The sequence below is a fragment of the Streptomyces sp. CNT360 genome (assembly GCF_000424785.1).
Map to the genome: position 1 here is coordinate 81862 of NZ_AUKO01000013.1, position 16328 is coordinate 98189.

General features: G+C 72.2%; 13 protein-coding genes. 4 read left to right on the top strand and 9 right to left on the bottom strand.

All coding sequences use genetic code 11. The features are described from left to right. Positions 1–149: 149 nt before the first annotated feature. The 8 genes from H297_RS36465 to H297_RS44250 form a co-directional block, all read right to left on the bottom strand. Positions 150–2195, bottom strand: a complete 2046-nt coding sequence (locus H297_RS36465; protein WP_486589523.1) for a type IV secretory system conjugative DNA transfer family protein — start codon at positions 2193–2195, stop codon at positions 150–152. Beyond that, positions 2192–3829 (bottom strand): ATP/GTP-binding protein, encoded by a 1638-nt coding sequence (locus tag H297_RS36470; RefSeq protein ID WP_486589531.1) that lies wholly within the window; start codon positions 3827–3829, stop codon positions 2192–2194. The genes H297_RS36465 and H297_RS36470 overlap by 4 nt, the downstream gene beginning before the upstream one ends. A gap of 113 nt (positions 3830–3942) precedes the next feature. Next, positions 3943–5436 carry an SCO6880 family protein gene (locus H297_RS0114885; protein WP_027737699.1) on the bottom strand — a complete coding sequence of 498 codons (1494 nt, stop codon included), beginning with the start codon at positions 5434–5436 and terminating at the stop codon, positions 3943–3945. Between the two features lie 120 nt (positions 5437–5556). Then, positions 5557–6822, bottom strand: coding sequence for a TrbL/VirB6 family protein (locus tag H297_RS0114890; protein WP_486589524.1), 1266 nt, complete (start codon positions 6820–6822; stop codon positions 5557–5559). Positions 6823–6922: 100 nt separating this feature from the next. After that, the gene (locus H297_RS0114895) at positions 6923–7696 is read right to left on the bottom strand and encodes a DUF8175 domain-containg protein (RefSeq protein ID WP_027737701.1); all 774 of its coding nucleotides are present in this window, start codon (positions 7694–7696) and stop codon (positions 6923–6925) included. A gap of 3 nt (positions 7697–7699) precedes the next feature. Continuing rightward, positions 7700–8008 (bottom strand): hypothetical protein, encoded by a 309-nt coding sequence (locus H297_RS0114900; protein WP_027737702.1) that lies wholly within the window; start codon positions 8006–8008, stop codon positions 7700–7702. A gap of 61 nt (positions 8009–8069) precedes the next feature. Next, positions 8070–8381 (bottom strand): hypothetical protein, encoded by a 312-nt coding sequence (locus tag H297_RS36475; RefSeq protein WP_486589525.1) that lies wholly within the window; start codon positions 8379–8381, stop codon positions 8070–8072. Further along, positions 8378–9430 carry a DUF6668 family protein gene (locus H297_RS44250; RefSeq protein WP_486589526.1) on the bottom strand — a complete coding sequence of 351 codons (1053 nt, stop codon included), beginning with the start codon at positions 9428–9430 and terminating at the stop codon, positions 8378–8380. The genes H297_RS36475 and H297_RS44250 overlap by 4 nt, the downstream gene beginning before the upstream one ends. A 920-nt stretch (positions 9431–10350) precedes the next feature. On the opposite strand from H297_RS44250, the gene H297_RS36485 reads away from it, so the two are divergent. The 4 genes from H297_RS36485 to H297_RS36490 all read left to right on the top strand — a co-directional run bounded on the left by H297_RS36485 (position 10351) and on the right by H297_RS36490 (position 15139). Then, positions 10351–11172, top strand: a complete 822-nt coding sequence (locus H297_RS36485; RefSeq protein WP_051351856.1) for a lytic transglycosylase domain-containing protein — start codon at positions 10351–10353, stop codon at positions 11170–11172. 7 nt (positions 11173–11179) lie between these two features. Further along, the gene (locus H297_RS42735) at positions 11180–12397 is read left to right on the top strand and encodes a hypothetical protein (RefSeq protein WP_027737704.1); all 1218 of its coding nucleotides are present in this window, start codon (positions 11180–11182) and stop codon (positions 12395–12397) included. A gap of 348 nt (positions 12398–12745) precedes the next feature. Then, positions 12746–13297 carry a sigma-70 family RNA polymerase sigma factor gene (locus H297_RS0114930; RefSeq protein WP_027737705.1) on the top strand — a complete coding sequence of 184 codons (552 nt, stop codon included), beginning with the start codon at positions 12746–12748 and terminating at the stop codon, positions 13295–13297. Between the two features lie 222 nt (positions 13298–13519). Continuing rightward, a complete protein-coding gene (locus H297_RS36490; RefSeq protein WP_051351880.1) occupies positions 13520–15139 on the top strand; it encodes a glycosyl hydrolase in 1620 nt (539 codons plus the stop codon). Positions 15140–15509: 370 nt separating this feature from the next. Here H297_RS36490 and H297_RS36495 read toward each other — a convergent pair whose 3' ends face one another. Then, complete coding sequence (locus H297_RS36495; protein WP_078514091.1) at positions 15510–16313, bottom strand: DUF1266 domain-containing protein; 804 nt, start codon at positions 16311–16313, stop codon at positions 15510–15512. Positions 16314–16328: the final 15 nt, after the last annotated feature.

Below are 16328 nucleotides of genomic sequence, written 5' to 3' on the forward strand. Positions count from 1 at the left end.
GCCCCAGCCGCAGGGACCGCATGGGCGGCAGGAAGCGCGGGCCGACAGGGAGGGCAGAAGGGCACGGCTGCTAGGGAGCTCAGCGCCGCAAGGGGGCCGACGCGACCGGCCGATGACGGTTGCGTCGGCCCCTCTTCGGAGCGGTACGGCTAACGGGCCTCCGGCCACGGGAAGGGGGCCGGGGCCGGTGGCGCCTGCTCCGTGTACAGCAACGGGGCAGGTTGTGCCTGCTCCGGGTACGGGCCGGGTGCCGGGGGAGCCTGTTCCACGTACGATCCGGGGGGCGGCGGCGCTTGTTCCGCGTACGGACCGGGAGCGAGCGGCGCCTGTTCCGCGTACGCGCCGGAGGCCGGTGGCGCCTGCTCCACATACGCGCCGGAGGCCGGTGGCGCCTGCTCCTTGTGGAGCTGGACCACGTTGTCGGGGGCCGGTGCGGCACCGGCCCACGCCCGTGCTGCCCGTTCGGTGATCGCCTCCGTCTCCGCCTTGGCCGCGGCCGAGACGGCAGCCGCGTCGGGCTCCTTGAACCAGGGGCGGAGCCGGATGAGTGCCGGCCGGACACCGGTGGCCAGCAGCAGCGCCGTGCCCTTGGGCAGCGCGCGAATCTTGTCCGGCGGCAGGATCGGGTCCAGCCGGTAGGAGACCGAACGGGACCCGCCGTCCCGGCTCTTGGAGAACGAGGCGGTCTTCACGTCCTGCTGCCCGACGAGCTTGGAGACCTTGTCGACGAAGTCCGCGTCGTCGAGCCCCGCGCCGAGCAGCTTGACGGTGGCGGCGCTCCACAGGGCGTCCATCCCGGCCTCGCCCCACACCCGCGCCCCCTGCCGGTAGCTCTGCAGCAGGGTGACGACGTTGATCCCGCGGGAGCCGAGATGGCTGTAGAGGTCGGGCAGGTCGGAGATGCGGCAGACGTTGGCGGCCTCGTCCAGTACGGCGGTCATCGGGGGGTCGAGCCGCCCGCCCATACGCTCGGCGGCGATCACACCCGCGCGCAGTGTCGCGTCGGCGAGACCGGCGATGACGCCGGCCGCGGAGCCGCCGCCGTCCTTGGAGAGCAGGTAGAGGGTGTCGCGGCCGAGGACGTGGTCGTGCGGCCGGAACTCGGGCAGGGAGGGGTCGGGCGTGACCCAGGCGGCGATCTCCGGGTCCAGCAGGCAGGCCACGCACTGCCGGGCGGTCTCGTAGATGCCGTCGCGGGTCTCGACCGCGCCCCGCACCGTGCCCTGGAGCTGGTCGGCCATGGCGACCATGTCGGCGTCCCGCAGCAGGTCGACCGGGGTGCGGTCGGCGGGGTCGGCGAGCCAGCCGAGGAGTTCGGTGACCGAGGCGCCGCCCCGTGCCGCGGCGAGGAACAGCGCCGTGATGGTGTTCTGCGCCGCCGAGATCCAGAAGTCCTTCTTCGAGGCGTCGTCGTTGACGGAGGCGACGAAGTGTCCGGCCAGCCGGCGGGCGCCCTCGATGCTGTCGCAGTCGGCCAGCATGTTCCACCACATGCGGCGCGGGGTGTGCGCGATGCCCTGCGGGTCGAACGTCCACACCACTCCGGTCTGCTCGCGCGCGGCCCGGGTGACGGCGTAGACGTCGGACTTGTTGGAGGTCAGCAGCACCGCGCCGCGGGCCCGCAGCACCCGGGGGACGGCGATGCCGGTGGACTTGCCGGCCCGCGGGGCCATCAGGTCGAGCTCCACGTCCTCGAAGGAGGAGCGCAGCTCCGGCCCGTTCGGCTCCAGGTCGCCCAGGAGGTTGCCGGTCTCGTCGGGGTGCAGGTTGGCGACTCCCTTGAGGGAGGGCCGCAGCTCGCGGGCGCGCGCCGTGATGCCCGCGGGGCACATGGCGGCCAACTCCCGCCGCCCTGCCAGCCCCTTCGTCTTGCCACCGGCAGCGGTTCCGCGCAGGATCTTCCGTACGACGAGGATCAGCAGGACGACGAACGCGCCGAAGACCGTGAGGATGCCGGCCCACACCGCAAGCGGTGACGCGTCCGGCCACAGCCGTGCCGGGCCGGACGTGAGCAGCGTCGCGAGCAGCGTGATGCCGAACGACGGGGGGTGCCAGCCGGCGCCGCTCAGCAGCGCGGCGCCCAGGGTCCCGCCGAGCCAGACGCCGCCGGACGTCATCAGGGCCAGCACCATCACGGCCACGATGGCCCAGGGCCACAGCTCGTTGCCGTGCATTCCACCGCCCTTGGCGCTCACGCGATCCTCCTGTCCGCGCCGGGACCGCCGGCCGGGGGACCGGCGGGAGGCGCCGCCGCGGGGTCGGGCACCGCTTCGACCGCTTCGGCAGCCGGCACGGCTTGCGCAGCCGACGTGGCGTGGGCCGGCATGCCTTGGGCGGTCGGCATCGCCTCGACACCGGTTCCGGCGCCCGCGTCCGCACCGGGCGTCTGATCCGCGGCGACATCGTTCTGCACCCAGCGGACGTTGGTGTCGTGCAGCCGCCGTTCGGTGTCCGTGATGCTGACCCTGATGGGGAGGCCGGGCCGACCGCCCACCTTGATCAGGAACCGGCCGCGCCCGGGCGGTTCCTCCGCGTCCCCGGTCACGGCCCAGCCCGGTGGCGAGGACCAGGAGGAGACCAGTTCGATCTCCCGCTGGGACAGCCCGACGATCTTGCCGAGCTCCTCCATCTCGGCCCGCGGCAGGCCCGCGCACACCACCATGCCCGCGCGCTCGACGAAGCCGCGCGCCTTGGCCTTGTCGGCTTCCGTGCCCAGGGACTCCGCGTCCTTGAGCGTGTGCGTGATCTTGGCGTCGCCCAGCCCGAGCGTCCGGTTGAGGCGGGTGAGCGCGTCGATGCGGTCGACGATTCCCGTGGCGGCGCGCAGCGGCCGCCACAACTCGTCGAGCACGGTGAAGAACCAGCGCCGCGGGGTGAGTCCCGCGTCGGCTAGGGCGTGGGACGCGGCAACCGAGCCGAGCCCGTCGGACCAGGCCGCCAGCATGGCCGCGGCGGTCAGCTGGGTGTCGGCCTCCCCGATCCGCGAGATGTCGATGCACACGGCGGGCGCGTGCAGGTCCACGCGGGTCGAGGTCTCCGAGGCGAAGGTGTCGCCGAGCGGGCCGTCGAGGATGCCCAGCAGCGAGCGGTGCAGCGGGTCGACCGCGTCGCGGTACCGGCCCTCGTCGCCCCGGTCGAGCGTCACGGCACGGACCCGGTCCGGACCCTCGTCCAGCACCCTCAGCACGTCCGGCAGCACCGGTGCCTTGCCGGGCGGTGTCCGCTCCCGCAAGTGGTGCAGCACGCCGGACAGCACGGCCTGTTCGTGGTCGTCCATCGGCCGGCCGCGCACGATGGTGATCAGAGCCGCGACCATGTTCAGCACGCGTCCGTGTGCCTCGGCCATCAGCGCCTGCCCGGCCTTGCCGCCGATCCGGGCGGCGACCGCGCCCATCGCCCCCGGGTCCAGCAGGTTGATGCCGCCGGTGCCCCGGCCGATGGAGATCACCTGGCCGCCCAGCGCCCGCACGGTGTCCGCGTAGTCCGGCTTGAGGTCGCCCAGCACCAGCGGCACCACCCCGGTCGCGGACAGGCCGATCAGCATCCGGTTGACCAGCGTGGACTTGCCCAGCCCCGGCATTCCCAGCATGAACAGGGACGGGTTGGAGATGTAGCGGGCCCGGGTGAACCAGGAGAGCGGATCGCCGCACACCGTCGCTCCGGTGTGCAGGTGCTGCCCCAGCGGGACGCCGGACATCGGCGCGCCGGAGCCGGCCGCGAACGGCCACAGTCCGCACGCCTGCACCGTGGTGGCCCGCCACATGCTGGGCGGGTCCATGCCGCCGACCTGCCCGCCGCCGGGGCCCGGCCAGCCGCGCGACGGCGGCATGCGTTCCCGGGGTGCCTTCGGCTGCGCCCGGTTCCTGCCGCCCTTGCTGCCCTTGCCGCCCCTGCCGGCCGCGTCGAGCGCGGCTCCGGGGCGCTGGTTTCCCGCTCGCGGACTCACAGCGCCTCCCGCAGGTCGCGCGGAACAAGAGTGAGCTCCCACGGCAGGATGCCGGTGGGAAGGGTGCAGCTGAAGGCCGCTGCCTGCATCCGGTCGGCCGGACGCATCGCCAGCCGTGCGGCTCCCTGGAGGTTCCGCATGGCCGCGCTGGCGTCCGCCAGTTGGTCCTCGTGGTCGACGGTGACGGTGAGCATGAGGGAGAACTCCACCAGGCCCGCTCCGGTCGCCTCCTCCTGGGCCGTCTGCTCGGCCGCCCGCATCTCGGTGGCTGCCCGCGCCTGGACCATGCCCCTCCCGGAAGTGGCCATGAACTGGGCCGCGCGCCGGTCGGCCTCCACGATGCGCGCCGAGGTGGCGGGATCGATGGGCCGGTACAGGAGCGCCACCCGCTTGCGGCGGGTGATGGGGGAGGGCTCCAGCAGTCCGCGCAGTACGTTGGCGCGTACCGTGCCGCGCGGTGCGAGGGTGAGCATCCAGGTGCGGGACACGCCCGAGTCGTGCTGGTAGGAGGTGACGTCCTCGACGCAGGCGGCGGGGCCGGCGTCGTCCCACTCCAGCCCGGTACCGCCGTGCTGGGCACGGATGTCGAGGACTTCGCCCGCGACGGCGGGATCGTAGGCCACGCGGACGACCTCGGCGATGCGCTCGGCCGACAGCGGGTAGGCGACGCCGCCGCCCGCCCCGACCAGCCCCGACAGCAGCCCCGGGATACGGGTGGCGATGTCGGTGATCAGGTCGTCGGGCTTGACCTTCTGACCGGCCGGGACGCCGTAGGTGAGGGTGATGTAGGTGTGCATCTCGGAGGAGGCCTGCGGGTACCGCTCGACGACCTCCTCCATCACCGCGCGGGCGGCGGGCGGGGCGTCGGGGGCCAGGCGGGGCAGCACCTCGTTCGCGAGCCGGGTGCCGGAGTCGGGCGCCGTCTCGACGATGACGGAGGCGCCGCGCAGACCCGTCTCGTGGGACAGCCGGGACAGCCAGCCGCCCCATGCGGCCACCCAGTTGTCCACCTGGTCGGGGTCGACGAGGGAACCGCCGTCCGGTTCGCAGGCCAGGACGATGGTGTAGAAGTTGCGGCTGCGGTGGAAGAGCACGCCGAAGTCGCGGTCGTAGGCGTCCCTGCCCTCCCGCATCTGCATCCGGCCCAGCAGGCCCGGAGGTTGGAAGCGCCCGGCCGAACGCCGCGACAGCGGCCCGGAGACGTAGGTGGTCGACCCCTTCGACTTGCGGCGCATCCAGCCGATCCGCAGGGCGATCAGCTGGTAGGCGTTGCGCCCGTCCTGGGTCCGGAGGACCAGCGGGACGATCACGATGGCCAGCGGCACCAGCACGACCGCCGCGGCCGCCAGTGAGGCCAGGGAGGCCAGCAGCGTGACGATGAGCCCCCCGAAGAGGCCGGCGGTACCGATCATGCCGAAGGGGCCGAGCCCCGGCCTTCTGGGCCGGCGCCAGTTCCCGTACGTCGGGCTCGACGCGGCGTGGGTTGACATGCGTTGCTTCCTTCCGTGTCCCTGGGTCCGTGTCCCGGGGAGGGGAGAAGACCCCCGGTTGCTGGTGGGGTGCGGGCCGCCGGTGCGCTCCGGACCGGCGGCCCGCACCCCGGGCGGGACCTACTGGTTGTGGCCGTGGTCCCCGTTGGCGTCGTTCACCGCGCCGGTGGTGAGGTCCTTGGCGCCCTTGGCGACGCCCTTGACCGCCTCCGCGGCCCCCGCCGCGACGGCGACCGGTCCCGCGGCTGCGCCCGCGCCCCGTACGGCACCGCTCGGGCCGCCGCCGGCGCCCCTGCCGCCGCCACCGGAGCCGCCTGAGCCCCCGCTGCCGCCGCCCGAGCCGCCGCCCCCGCGGCCGTTGCGGCTTCCGGAGGGGCCGCCTCCGTCGCCACCGCCGCCGCCTCCGCCGGAGGCGGCCCCGGCCATCGCAGCAGGCGAGGCTCTGCCCGCGGGGCCGGCCCGGCCTCCGGCCCCGGACTGTCCGCCGCCGCCCGAGGACCCGGAAGGACCGGACCGGCCCCCGGATCCCTCACCGCCCTTGCTGGAGAGCCCGGCGCCGACGATGGACTTCGCCCCGGAGGCGATGCCGCCCCCGGCGGCCGTGACCGCCCCGGTGTAGGAGCTGCCACCGCCCAGCGCGGCCGTCGCGGGCACGATCAGCTTCAGCAGCGCGGGCATGGCGATGGCCGACAGCAGCATCACGCAGATGCCGGCGATCTTCGTGTGGACCGTCTCGTCGGCGCCGGACTCGCTGGGCCGGTCCACCGGTACGTTGCCGCTGAGCAGTTCCGTGCCCGCGTAGATGATCAGCGCGGCCGCCGGTTTGTAGAGCAGCCAGGCGATCATCCAGCCGATGTGCTTGCGCCACCAGCCGCCGCCCCAGTTGCTCATGGAGGCCGCGGCGGCGATCGGCAGGGTTCCGAACAGCACGATCATCACGGCGAGTCGGACGTACAGCAGGATGCCGTGGATGATCGCGGCGATGAGCATGAGGAACGCGAGGATCACGTACAGGAAGGACGGGATGTCGTCCGAGGAACCGCACATCGACTTCTGGATGTGGTCGTCGATGGCCTCCGAGTACAGGTGGGAGGCGAAACCGTCCCCGACGGCGGCTGCGGCGCCGATGATCGCCGTCCCGCCGCCGGCCACCACGATGAGCCGCACCATGCCTTTCAGTGCGGTCTGCCCCGGTTCCGCCTGTCGCTCCGCCGCCATTCTGATGCAGGCGAAGAGGAGCGAGCCGATGGCCGTGTAGACGACGAGCCAGTTCAACTGACTCTGCACCGGGTTCGAGGCGGTCGGCACGAAGGAGGGGATGTTGCTCGTCAGCGCCTTGAAAGCCCTGAGAGCCGCGTCCATGACGAGGTCTCCGATGCCTCGCATGATGGTTCCGACGGGGTCTCCCAGGAACTTGAAGAACCCCACAAGGGCGTCGAGGAGCGGATTTCCGGAACCGCTGCAGATATCGGATGCACTGGACATGTCAGGCCGCCCCCCACCTGATGAAGCCGCCGCTGTTCACGCTCGAGTCCGACGAGGTGAACAGAGCCCCGTTCGACTGCGGCTCCACCTTCCAGTCGCCGCCGCTCCACCGCATGGCGACCGAGGTCGCCCCCAGCCCTCCGCCGGTGCCCTTGATGAGCAGACGCACCTGCACCTTCTCCTTCGTGTAGGAACCGACGAAGAACCCCGAGTAGACCCCTGCATCGTCCGTCGTCAGGTCCGACTGCCCGAGCCGGGACCGCTGGGAGATGAAGGTGTCGCGTCCCTCCCCGGCGACGATCTGCTGCTCCGCGACCGTGCGCCAGTCGGGGGTGCTCATGTGCGAGAGGATGCTGTGCGCCGCCATGACGGCGCCCATGGGGTTGTGGGCGTAGCACCACCACACCGGTCCGCTGTACCGGGTGGGCCCGGCCGACGGCGAGGTGGGCAGGTGGACGCCGCCCAGGCTCTTCCACGCCACGTCCTTCGGTGCGGAGGTCGGCCGGGAGGCGTCCTTGTCCTCCTCGGTACGACAACCCTTCGGCCGTTCCCCCGCCTTCAGGCCGCCGTTCTTGCCGTCGTCCGTGGACAGCGGTCCTCGCGAGGCGTTCTTGGCGGGGGGAGTGGCGTCGGCCTGGCCGTCGCCACCCCCCATGGCGAGCGAGAGGAGTGAGATGACCAGCGCGGCTCCCAGGAACACGGCCGAGGAGACCCAACTACGTTGTCGGTAGAAGGGCGTGTCGTCCTGCACGTCCTTCCGCTTGCCGCCAAGCATCGGTCAGTTTCCCTCGCCCTCGCCGCCGCCCCCGAAGATCCAGCTCGCGAAGGGGCCCGCGGCGGCGATGAGGCAGCATCCCGCCAGCACCATGCCGAGCCGGCTCATGTGTTCGGAGCTTTCACCGCGCTTGAGGCTGAGTCCCATCATCGCCCCGGTGATCACGATGCCCAGCACACCGGCGGCGGTGCCTACCCACGCCGCCATACCGAGCATCTGATTGACCTTCGGCCCGAGCCCGCCGGGAACCTTCCTCTCCGGCTGGGGGACGCCCGCGCCGGCCAGGTAGTAATAGACCATCGATGCCTTCATGGATCTTCCTTCGTGTCGTTGTCCGAGGACAGGGATCGCGCCGGGCGTCAGCCGGCGGGTTTCAGGTGGTGAACGGCCCGAACCACTGCACGAGCGGGGCCGCGGCGGTGGCGAGGACCGAAGCCACCAGCACGATGAAGAGGCCTCGGAAGTACGTTGCGCCCTCGCCCATGTCCCCGCGGCGCAACTGGAGGGTCAACTGGGTGCCCACGATGATGAGGCCGAGCACGCCGGCCGCCGAGGCACCCCAGGCCAGCCAACTGAGGATCTTCTGCGCGTTCTCCACCGCGTCCGCCTTTCCAGGCGAGACGGCGGCCAGGTGCGTCAGTTCAGCCAACGGTGCCGGCTGGAGTGCGGCACTCAGTACGTTCATCTCTTCCCCTCCCGCCTTCCGGGGCGGTGGATCGGGCTCTCCGCCAGTGCGGCGAGGGAGCGGACGGCCTTGGGCAGTGCGCCGGTGCGTTTCTCCCCGCGCCATGCGGGGATCCAGGGGACCCGGTGCACTTCTGCGACCGACCGCAGGACGCGGACCCGCTGCAACAAGTGGAGGGGCAGCCGCCCGGGCGCATCGGCCACGAGCACCACGGCGAGCAGTTCCACCCCTGCCGGGTGCTGTCCGGTGTGCAGGGCCTCCAGCGCACGGGACGCCGCACGCAGCCCCGTCGCGTGGGTACGCGCCACCAGCAGCACCTGGCCGGGCTCGCCCTGCGCGGGGTCGGGCCAGTGACGTCCCAGGTCCCTGCCGCCCACCGCCTCGGCGAGGGTGCTCACGCCTGCACCGCCGTGCGCACCGACCCAGCTCACCAGGCCACCGCCGGGCGCCGGGCCGCGTCCGCGTTCGGCGCCCTCCGCGCCGAGGGGACCCGGCGACGGCGCGGCCGGGACCCGCGGCAGCGGCGCCGTCGGAGCAACCTCTTCCACGGGCTGGGCCACGGCGGGCTGTTGCGCGACCGGCGCGGCCGGGACGCGAGGCAGCGGCGCCGTCGGCGCGGCCTGGTTCACGGGCTGCGCCGCGGGATGTTGCACGGGCGCCGTCACGGACTGCTGCTGCACCGGCACCGCTGCGGGCTGCTGTTGCTGCGGCACCGCCACCGGGGGCTGCTGCACCGGGGCTGCGACAGCCTGTTGCTGCTCCGGCGTTGCGACAGCCTGCTGTTCCGGCGCTGCCGCAGCCTGTTGCTGTATCGGCGGCGCGGCGGCCTGCTGCTGCACCGGGTCCGTGAGGGCCTGCTGCTGCACCGGCGCTTGAGCGGACTGCTGTTGGCCCGGTGTTGCGACAGCCTGCTGTTCCGGCGCTGCCGCAGCCTGTTGCTGTATCGGCGGCGCGGTGGCCTGCTGCTGCACCGGGTCCGTGAGGGCCTGTTGCTGCACCGGCGCCTGTGGGGACTGCTGCACCGGTGCGGCGGCAGTCTGCTGTTGCACCGGAACTGTTACCGCGGGCTGCTGCACCGAGGGCGGTGCGGCCTGCTGCGTGGGCGTTGCCGCGGCCTCCTGTTGCCGCGGGGGTGCCGCAGCCTGCTGCTGTACCGGTTGGGGCACCGCCTGCTGTTCCGCCCCGGGCGGTGCAACGGCCTGCTGGTGGCCCGGGGTTGCGACAGCCCGCTGCTCCGTCGGCGCTGCCGCAGCGTGTTGCTGGACCGGCGTCACGAGGCCCTGCTGTCCCATTTCCGCTGTCACGGCAGGTTGCTGCACCGGCGGTGTCGCCGCCTGCGGTTGCACCGGCTGCGCCACTGCGGGCTGCTGCACGGGCGCTCCCGCACCGGGGTGCGCTGGCGCAGGGGCAGCCGTCGCGGCCTGGCCGGGCACGGTTCCCGTCGGGGTGGCGGGTGCCGGTTGCGGCGTCGCAGCGGTGGCTCCCTGCCCGGCAGCCGGGGCGGCCGGGGGCGCCGTCGGGTCCCCGGCACCGGGGGATGCGGAGGCCGGCTCCGCGGTGCCCTGCGGCTCCGCGCCCGTACCGGGCGACGGCTCGGCCGTCGCGGCACGGTCGGTGGCCTCCTCGGCGGGCCGCGGTGAGGTGGGCCCGCGTACCCACATGTGCGGGCCGGCGGACGCCGGTGAGGGGACGCTCATCGCGTGTCCAGCCTCCTTCCCTCGACTCGGTGCGCCCCTGTGCCGCCGTGGTCCTGTGGCCGGTCCTGTCCGGTCTGACGGACTGGGCCGGTGGGGCTGATGTGAAGACGGATTGAACTGATTCGTCCTCGCGCCCGTTCCGGTTGTCGAGCGCGTTGTGCTCCGTCGGAGAGCCACAACGGGACGTCGGCGGAAGTGGTTCACCGTTCCGGTCAGTTCGTGGGCGCGCGGGCCGCGGTGGTTGCGAGAGGGAAGGGCGGAGGGGGGCATGCATGAGTGAGGGCGAAGGGACGTCGTCGTCCGGGAAGGCTGTCGCGGTCGGCCTCGCGAGCCTCGGCTGCGGATGTCTGACGCTGCCTGTGGTGGCGGCCGGCCTCGTCGTCGTGCTGATCATCTTCGGCGGTCTCGGTGTCCTCTTCGCGCCGATCATCGCCCTCATCCTGTTGTTCGGCGGCGGTGGCGGAGGGCACGACGATCCGGCCGCGGACGTCGACAGCGACGAGGTCGCCGAGTCGGTGAAGGGCGACGGGAAAGGGGACCTCGACGAGGAAACAGTCCCCGAGGACCTGGCGGACGTCATCGAGAAGGCCGGCGGGGTCTGCGACGTCATCGGTCCCGTCGTCATCGCGGCGCAGATCGAGCACGAGTCGTCCTTCAACAAGGACATGCTGGGGCCGAACGGCGAGAAGGGCATCTCGCAGTTGCCGCCGGACGTGTTCGAGGAGTACGGCGAGGACGAGGACGACAACGACGAGACCTCGGCGACCGACCCCGAGGACTCGATCATGGCCCAGGGCCGCTACATGTGCGCGCTCGCCGAGAAGGTCAAGCCGATCGTCGACAGCGGTGAGGCCCCGGAGGACGAGGGCGTCCTCGATCTGACGCTTGCGGCGTACGGCGTGGGGCTGGACGCCGTCCAGGAGGCCAAGGCCGTCCCCGCCACCGGTGAGGCTCAGCAGTACGTGGTCAGCGTCCGGTCCCTCTTCCCCCGGTTCGAGGGGATCGGCGGCTCGCTGCCGCCCGACGAGTACCCCGACCCCGATGTGTCCGCCTCCCCGGACCCCTCGTCCGACAACGACAAGAACGGAGAGTGAGCACGGCATGTCCGAATCCCCCGGGGAGCGCCTGGAGTTCCTCATCTCGCCGAGCGGGGCCGTGTCGCTGAACGGCACGCGCATCTCCGTCGGGGAGAAGGAGGTGCACGTCGCCGTGCTGGACGCCGTGCACAGTGCCGCCCAGGAGCGGGGCGAGCCGGTCGACGCGACGGTGCTCGACCTGCGGGGTGGCGGTTACGCGACCTACATCAGGGTCGCTCCGGACGGCTCCAGCCAACTGGTGGAGCCCGACGCCGCGCCCCCGCGTTCCTCCACCGGGGAGGACGGGACGACCCCGCCCGGCGAGGGGACCGGACCGACCGCCCTCACTGCGGAAGCCGAACCGCCGGCGTCCGCCGAACGAGCAGAACCACAGGCGCCCACGACGAAGCCCGCACCGGCCGCGTCCGCGGGTGAAGCCGAACCGGCCGCGTCCGTAGGAGAGTTCGTACCGGCCCCCGCCGCGGGTGAAGCTGTACCGGTCGCGTCCTCCGCAGAGGCCGAACCGGCGGCGTCCGTGGGAGGGTTCGTACCGGCCCCCTCCGCGGGCGGAGCCGCACCGTTCCCGTCCTCCGCAGAGGCCGAACCGGTCGCGTCCGCCGGGGAGTCTGCACCGGCCGCGTCCGCCGGAGGGAGCGAACCGGCCGCGTCCGCTGAGGAAGTCGCCTCGCCCGCATCCGCCGGGGGGACGGGGGCGGACGCCGGGACCGGGCCGGGGATGCCCGCCCCGGAGGAAGGGGCCGGGCCGGCGGTCCCCGCGGAGTTGCGGGACGCCGTGGTGCACATCAACCGGGCCGCCGCCGGTGGCGAACCGCAGCGGGCCATGGTGCTGGCGTTCCGGTTGCGTGAGCACGCCGTGCGCAGGTACGGGGAGGAGCACCCCTACACGGTGGAGGCCCGTGACCTGGAGGCCTATGTCGCCCGCCTGGCCGGCGACCACGCGAACTCCATCGCCATCTACTGCCACCTCGCCCGGCTCTGCCACCGGCTCGGCGACCCCCGCGCGTACGGGTACCTCGAACGCGCCATCGGCAACTGGCGGAGGCTCACCGAGCCGCAGGAACTGCGCACCCACGGCAAGGAGCTGGTCGAGACCTGGGCCGTGCTCGCCCCGGAATCCGGACCGCCCGGAACCGGTGCGACGGTGCCCGGACACCTCCCGCAGGGGTTGGACGCACTCGTCGGCGCCGCAGGCACCGCCGGCTTCGAGGGAGGCGTCGCCTGACGAACCAGGCCGCTGACCAGCGGCATCTATAACGGATTGACGTCGGACCCCAGGAAGCGGTGAACCAGTTCGGGGTGACCGGCATCACACCACGTGGCGGCATTCGCAGTGAACTTCCCTCACAGGCCGTGCATCTAAATCTCTGTAAACCGCTTAAGTGCTGGTTTTTACGGGATGCGGCTTGTTGTGCCCTTTTGCGCAATGCTGTCGCGCGCAGCCGTATGGCAAACAGCCGTCAACGGCTTGTGGATCTCTCCTCACCACACTCCTGCCTCGTGAGGGGGCCCGCCGCGCGAGTCCCGAGGCCAGGCCGCCCTTGCCGGCGGTTCGAAACGAGGGGATACATCCGTGAGTTGGATCGTCTTGGGTTCGGTCGGCGCAACCAGTGCGCAGGAACGGGCCACTCGCTCGCTGTACGAACAGCACGCACGCCCGTTACAGGGTTATGTGCTCCAGCTTCTCGGCGGCGATGTGCAACGTGCCGAGGACGTCGTGCAGGAGACGCTGCTGCGCTGCTGGCGCAATCAGCAACTGCTGGGGGAGCGTGGCCAGGACCTGCGTCCATGGCTGTTCAGAGTGGCGCGCAACCTCGTCATCGACGACTACCGTCTGCGCAGCGCGCGCCCCAAGGAGGTGGACGGCACCGCCTGGCTGGAGAACGTGCTGGCCGACACGGACGACGTCGATCGCGTGCTCTCCTCGCTGGTGCTCGTGAAGGCGTTCCAGACGCTGTCCCCGGCCCACCGGGAAGTGCTCTACGAGACGTACTACACCGGCAGGTCGACGCGAGAGGTCTCCCGCGTGCTCGGGATACCGCCTGGGACGGTCAAATCGCGCCTCTACCACGCGGTGCGCAACCTGCGGCAGGCGCTCGGCGTGCCCGCGGCCGGCGTCAAATGAGGCCGTTAGGCAAGACCGTGCCGGCATGCAGTCCCCGCCCCGGTCCGCCCGCCCGTCCGTCGTACCGGCAGTGTCGGGCCGGGGCCGGGGCCGGGGCCGGGGCACTCCACGGGTGAACTGCCCGTCCACGGGCGCGCCCTGCGCACCTGGGTGAACCGTCCACTGCGCGTATCCGTCGTGCGTGCGCAGACGATTCCGACCCGAGAGGTGTGATCTGTGCGCGTGAGACCACTTGAATCACTTCGGTCATTTCGACCGCTCCTGCTCGCTCTACTGCTGGTCGTCGCCGCGATCGCGGCGGTGACCTCGGCCCAGATGCGAGGATCCTCCGACGAGGACCACGTCTCCCGGGCGGCCGCCGCCGGTGACGCCGAGCACACGGTCACCTTCCGCAACGAGACGGGCCACCGTGTCTGGGTGGGGTCCGCGGTGAACGCCGACGGCTCCGCTCCGCTCACCGACCTGCCGGTGCTGGACCCGGGAAAGACAGCCACCCTCACCGTCCCGGAACGTACGGGAGCCGGGCACTGGCGCGGCAAGTTCTTCGCCCGTCAGGGCTGCACCGGCGAGGACGGCAGCTCCTTCCACTGTGCTGTGGGGGACTGCGGGCCGTACGCCGACCACTGCTCCACGGGCGAGCAGCCCGTCAGCCTGGCGGAGTTCAACTTCGACCCCAAGGACGGGGCGGCCCCCTGGTACAACGTCAGTTACGTCAACGCCGTATCGGACCCGATCACCATCTCCCCTGACGGGGTGCCCCCGCCCGAGAACGGCGGGGAGTGCGCCTCGGTGGGCTGCCCCAAGGACCTGCTGGCCGACTGCCCGCCCGAGAACCTCACCAAGGAGAAGGGCTCGGGCAAGCCGCAGGTGTGCGTCAACCCGAACCGGGACGCGAAGACGGCCTACAGCGAGGCCCTCAAGAAGCAGTGCCCCACGGCGTACGCCTGGTCCAAGCAGGACGCCGAGGAGGGCAATCAGGTCATGCGCCAGTGCAGCAAGTGCAAGGGCCTGACCGTCACCTTCCACGGCACCGGTTCCTCCGGCGAGCCCACCCCCTCGCCCGAGCCGAAGCCCGGCAACGGCGACAAGCCCGGCAACGGGGGCGACCACGCGCCGGCGGACCGCAAGGGCGTGGCGCTCAACCCGGTCGAGGGTGCCGGTCAGGCGCTCCGCGACTCCGGCGCGTCCTGGTACCACAACTGGACCTCGTCGAGCGCCGGGATGGACAAGCCCGAGGGCGTCGAGTACGTGCCGACCATCTGGGGGGCCGGGTCGGTCAACGACACCGAGCTGAACAAGGCCAAGAAGGAGGGCAGGTCGCTGCTCACCTTCAACGAGCCCGATCTGCCCCAGCAGGCGAACATGACCCCGGAACAGGCTCTCGACCTGTGGCCCCAGTTGGAGAAGACCGGTCTGAGGCTCGGTGCACCGGCTGTCGCCGGGGACGGTGACAAGCCCGGGAAGTGGCTGGACCGCTTCATGAAGGGGGCCGAGGAGCGCCATCTGCGGGTCGACTTCATTCCCGTGCACTGGTACGGCTCCGACTTCGGGCCGGAAGCCACCGACCATCTCGCCGGCTATTTGCAGCGCATCCACGACCGGTACAAGAAGCCGGTGTGGGTGACCGAGTACGCCCTCACCGACTTCACCAAGTCGCCCACCCGTTACCCGAACGAACAGGAGCAGACCGCCTTCATCAAGTCCTCGACCAAGATGCTGGAGAGCCTCGACTTCGTGAAGCGCTACGCGTGGTTCGCTCTCTCGACCAAGACGAGCCCGACCGGCCTGTACGACGGCGCCAACGCGAACGCGGGAGGCAAGGCCTACCGCGACGCCGACTGACCCGGCCCGCCGGACCCCGACTCGCCGTGCCCTGTGCGGGTACGGCGAGTTGCCGGGCCGTACGCCGGTCGCTCCGCCGTCGCCGCTCCGCCCCCCCGTCACGCCACGACGGCCGGTGGGCACGATCAGGAGCCACCGTGGCGCCACTGTCCCTGCTGATCCGCGAGACCACCGCACCGCAGCAGCACCCGGAGACCGCCCCGGGGCCGACGGGCTCCGCGGGGACGTCGGGTCTGCGGACCTGAGACCGCTCCCGGCGGGCGAACGGGTTCAGGTGGCCACCGCGGGAAGCCTGGTGCAGCCATGAAATCCCCCGGCCCGCCGCCTCACCGGTGACCGGCGCCGGACGCGCTGCCCCGGCGGCTGCGGCTCAGCTGTGCAGCTCCACCATGGCCCACGGGCTCTCCGGCCGGCTCGTCAGCAGGCGGTGGGAGTCGCGGACCTCCCGGTACCAGTTGCCGAAGAGGTCCTCGTCGAAGTGGAGGCAGCGGCCGAGGACGTAGCCGAGGGAGAAATCGGCCCAGGTGGCGTACTCCTCCGCCGCGGACTCGCCGATCACGCGGAGAGCCTGACGGGCCTCGTCCGGGGCGCCGAAGCCGGCGTTGACGCCCCAGCAGCACATGTTGGCGGCGCGGCCGAGGTCCCATGCCAGGGTGCGGCGGACATGGGCACCGGGGGCCAGGATGCCGTCCTCGCGGAAGCGGGCCTCGTACCGCGGGACACGGACGATCACTTCCTGCAAGGCCGTGCTCGCGTCGCGGAGTCCGGGGTGGTGGGGGCCGAGCCGGTCCACCAGCCAGGTGCCGGCCGCCTCGCTCCACGCCCGCTCTGTCACCGGCGCACCCTCGGCGCGGGCGAGGAGGGCGGCGCGGGCGCCCATGGCCGCGTCCCACATGGGTGTGGAAACCTGCCCGTCGAGGAGTTCCTGCACCATGTGGTGCCACTCGTCCGCGCTGGTGACACCCCAGGAGTCCGTCAACCGGAGGCGCTCCAACTCGGGCGCGGGGCGGGGGTCGACGACGACGTTCCACCGGTCGCCGTTGGAGTAGATCAGATGCGCTCCGCAGGCGAGACCGCGCAGGATCGCCGGGTCCGTCTCACCTCCGGTCCGCGCCGCGCGCAGCTTGTTGCCCACCCAGGGCAGTACGGGAGAACCCCGAAGAAACCGAAACATGTGCAACCCCCGTGC

Excerpts from the sequence above, each read along its gene's own strand:
- H297_RS36485 (WP_051351856.1), top strand. The coding sequence starts at position 10,351 with ATGAGTGAGGGCGAAGGGACGTCGTCGTCCGGGAAGGCTGTCGCGGTC.
- H297_RS0114895 (WP_027737701.1), bottom strand. The coding sequence starts at position 7,696 with ATGCTTGGCGGCAAGCGGAAGGACGTGCAGGACGACACGCCCTTCTAC.
- H297_RS36475 (WP_486589525.1), bottom strand. The coding sequence starts at position 8,381 with ATGAACGTACTGAGTGCCGCACTCCAGCCGGCACCGTTGGCTGAACTG.
- H297_RS36495 (WP_078514091.1), bottom strand. The coding sequence starts at position 16,313 with ATGTTTCGGTTTCTTCGGGGTTCTCCCGTACTGCCCTGGGTGGGCAAC.
- H297_RS0114885 (WP_027737699.1), bottom strand. The coding sequence starts at position 5,436 with ATGTCAACCCACGCCGCGTCGAGCCCGACGTACGGGAACTGGCGCCGG.
- H297_RS0114890 (WP_486589524.1), bottom strand. The coding sequence starts at position 6,822 with ATGCGAGGCATCGGAGACCTCGTCATGGACGCGGCTCTCAGGGCTTTC.
- H297_RS36470 (WP_486589531.1), bottom strand. The coding sequence starts at position 3,829 with ATGCCGCCGTCGCGCGGCTGGCCGGGCCCCGGCGGCGGGCAGGTCGGC.
- H297_RS42735 (WP_027737704.1), top strand. The coding sequence starts at position 11,180 with ATGTCCGAATCCCCCGGGGAGCGCCTGGAGTTCCTCATCTCGCCGAGC.
- H297_RS0114900 (WP_027737702.1), bottom strand. The coding sequence starts at position 8,008 with ATGAAGGCATCGATGGTCTATTACTACCTGGCCGGCGCGGGCGTCCCC.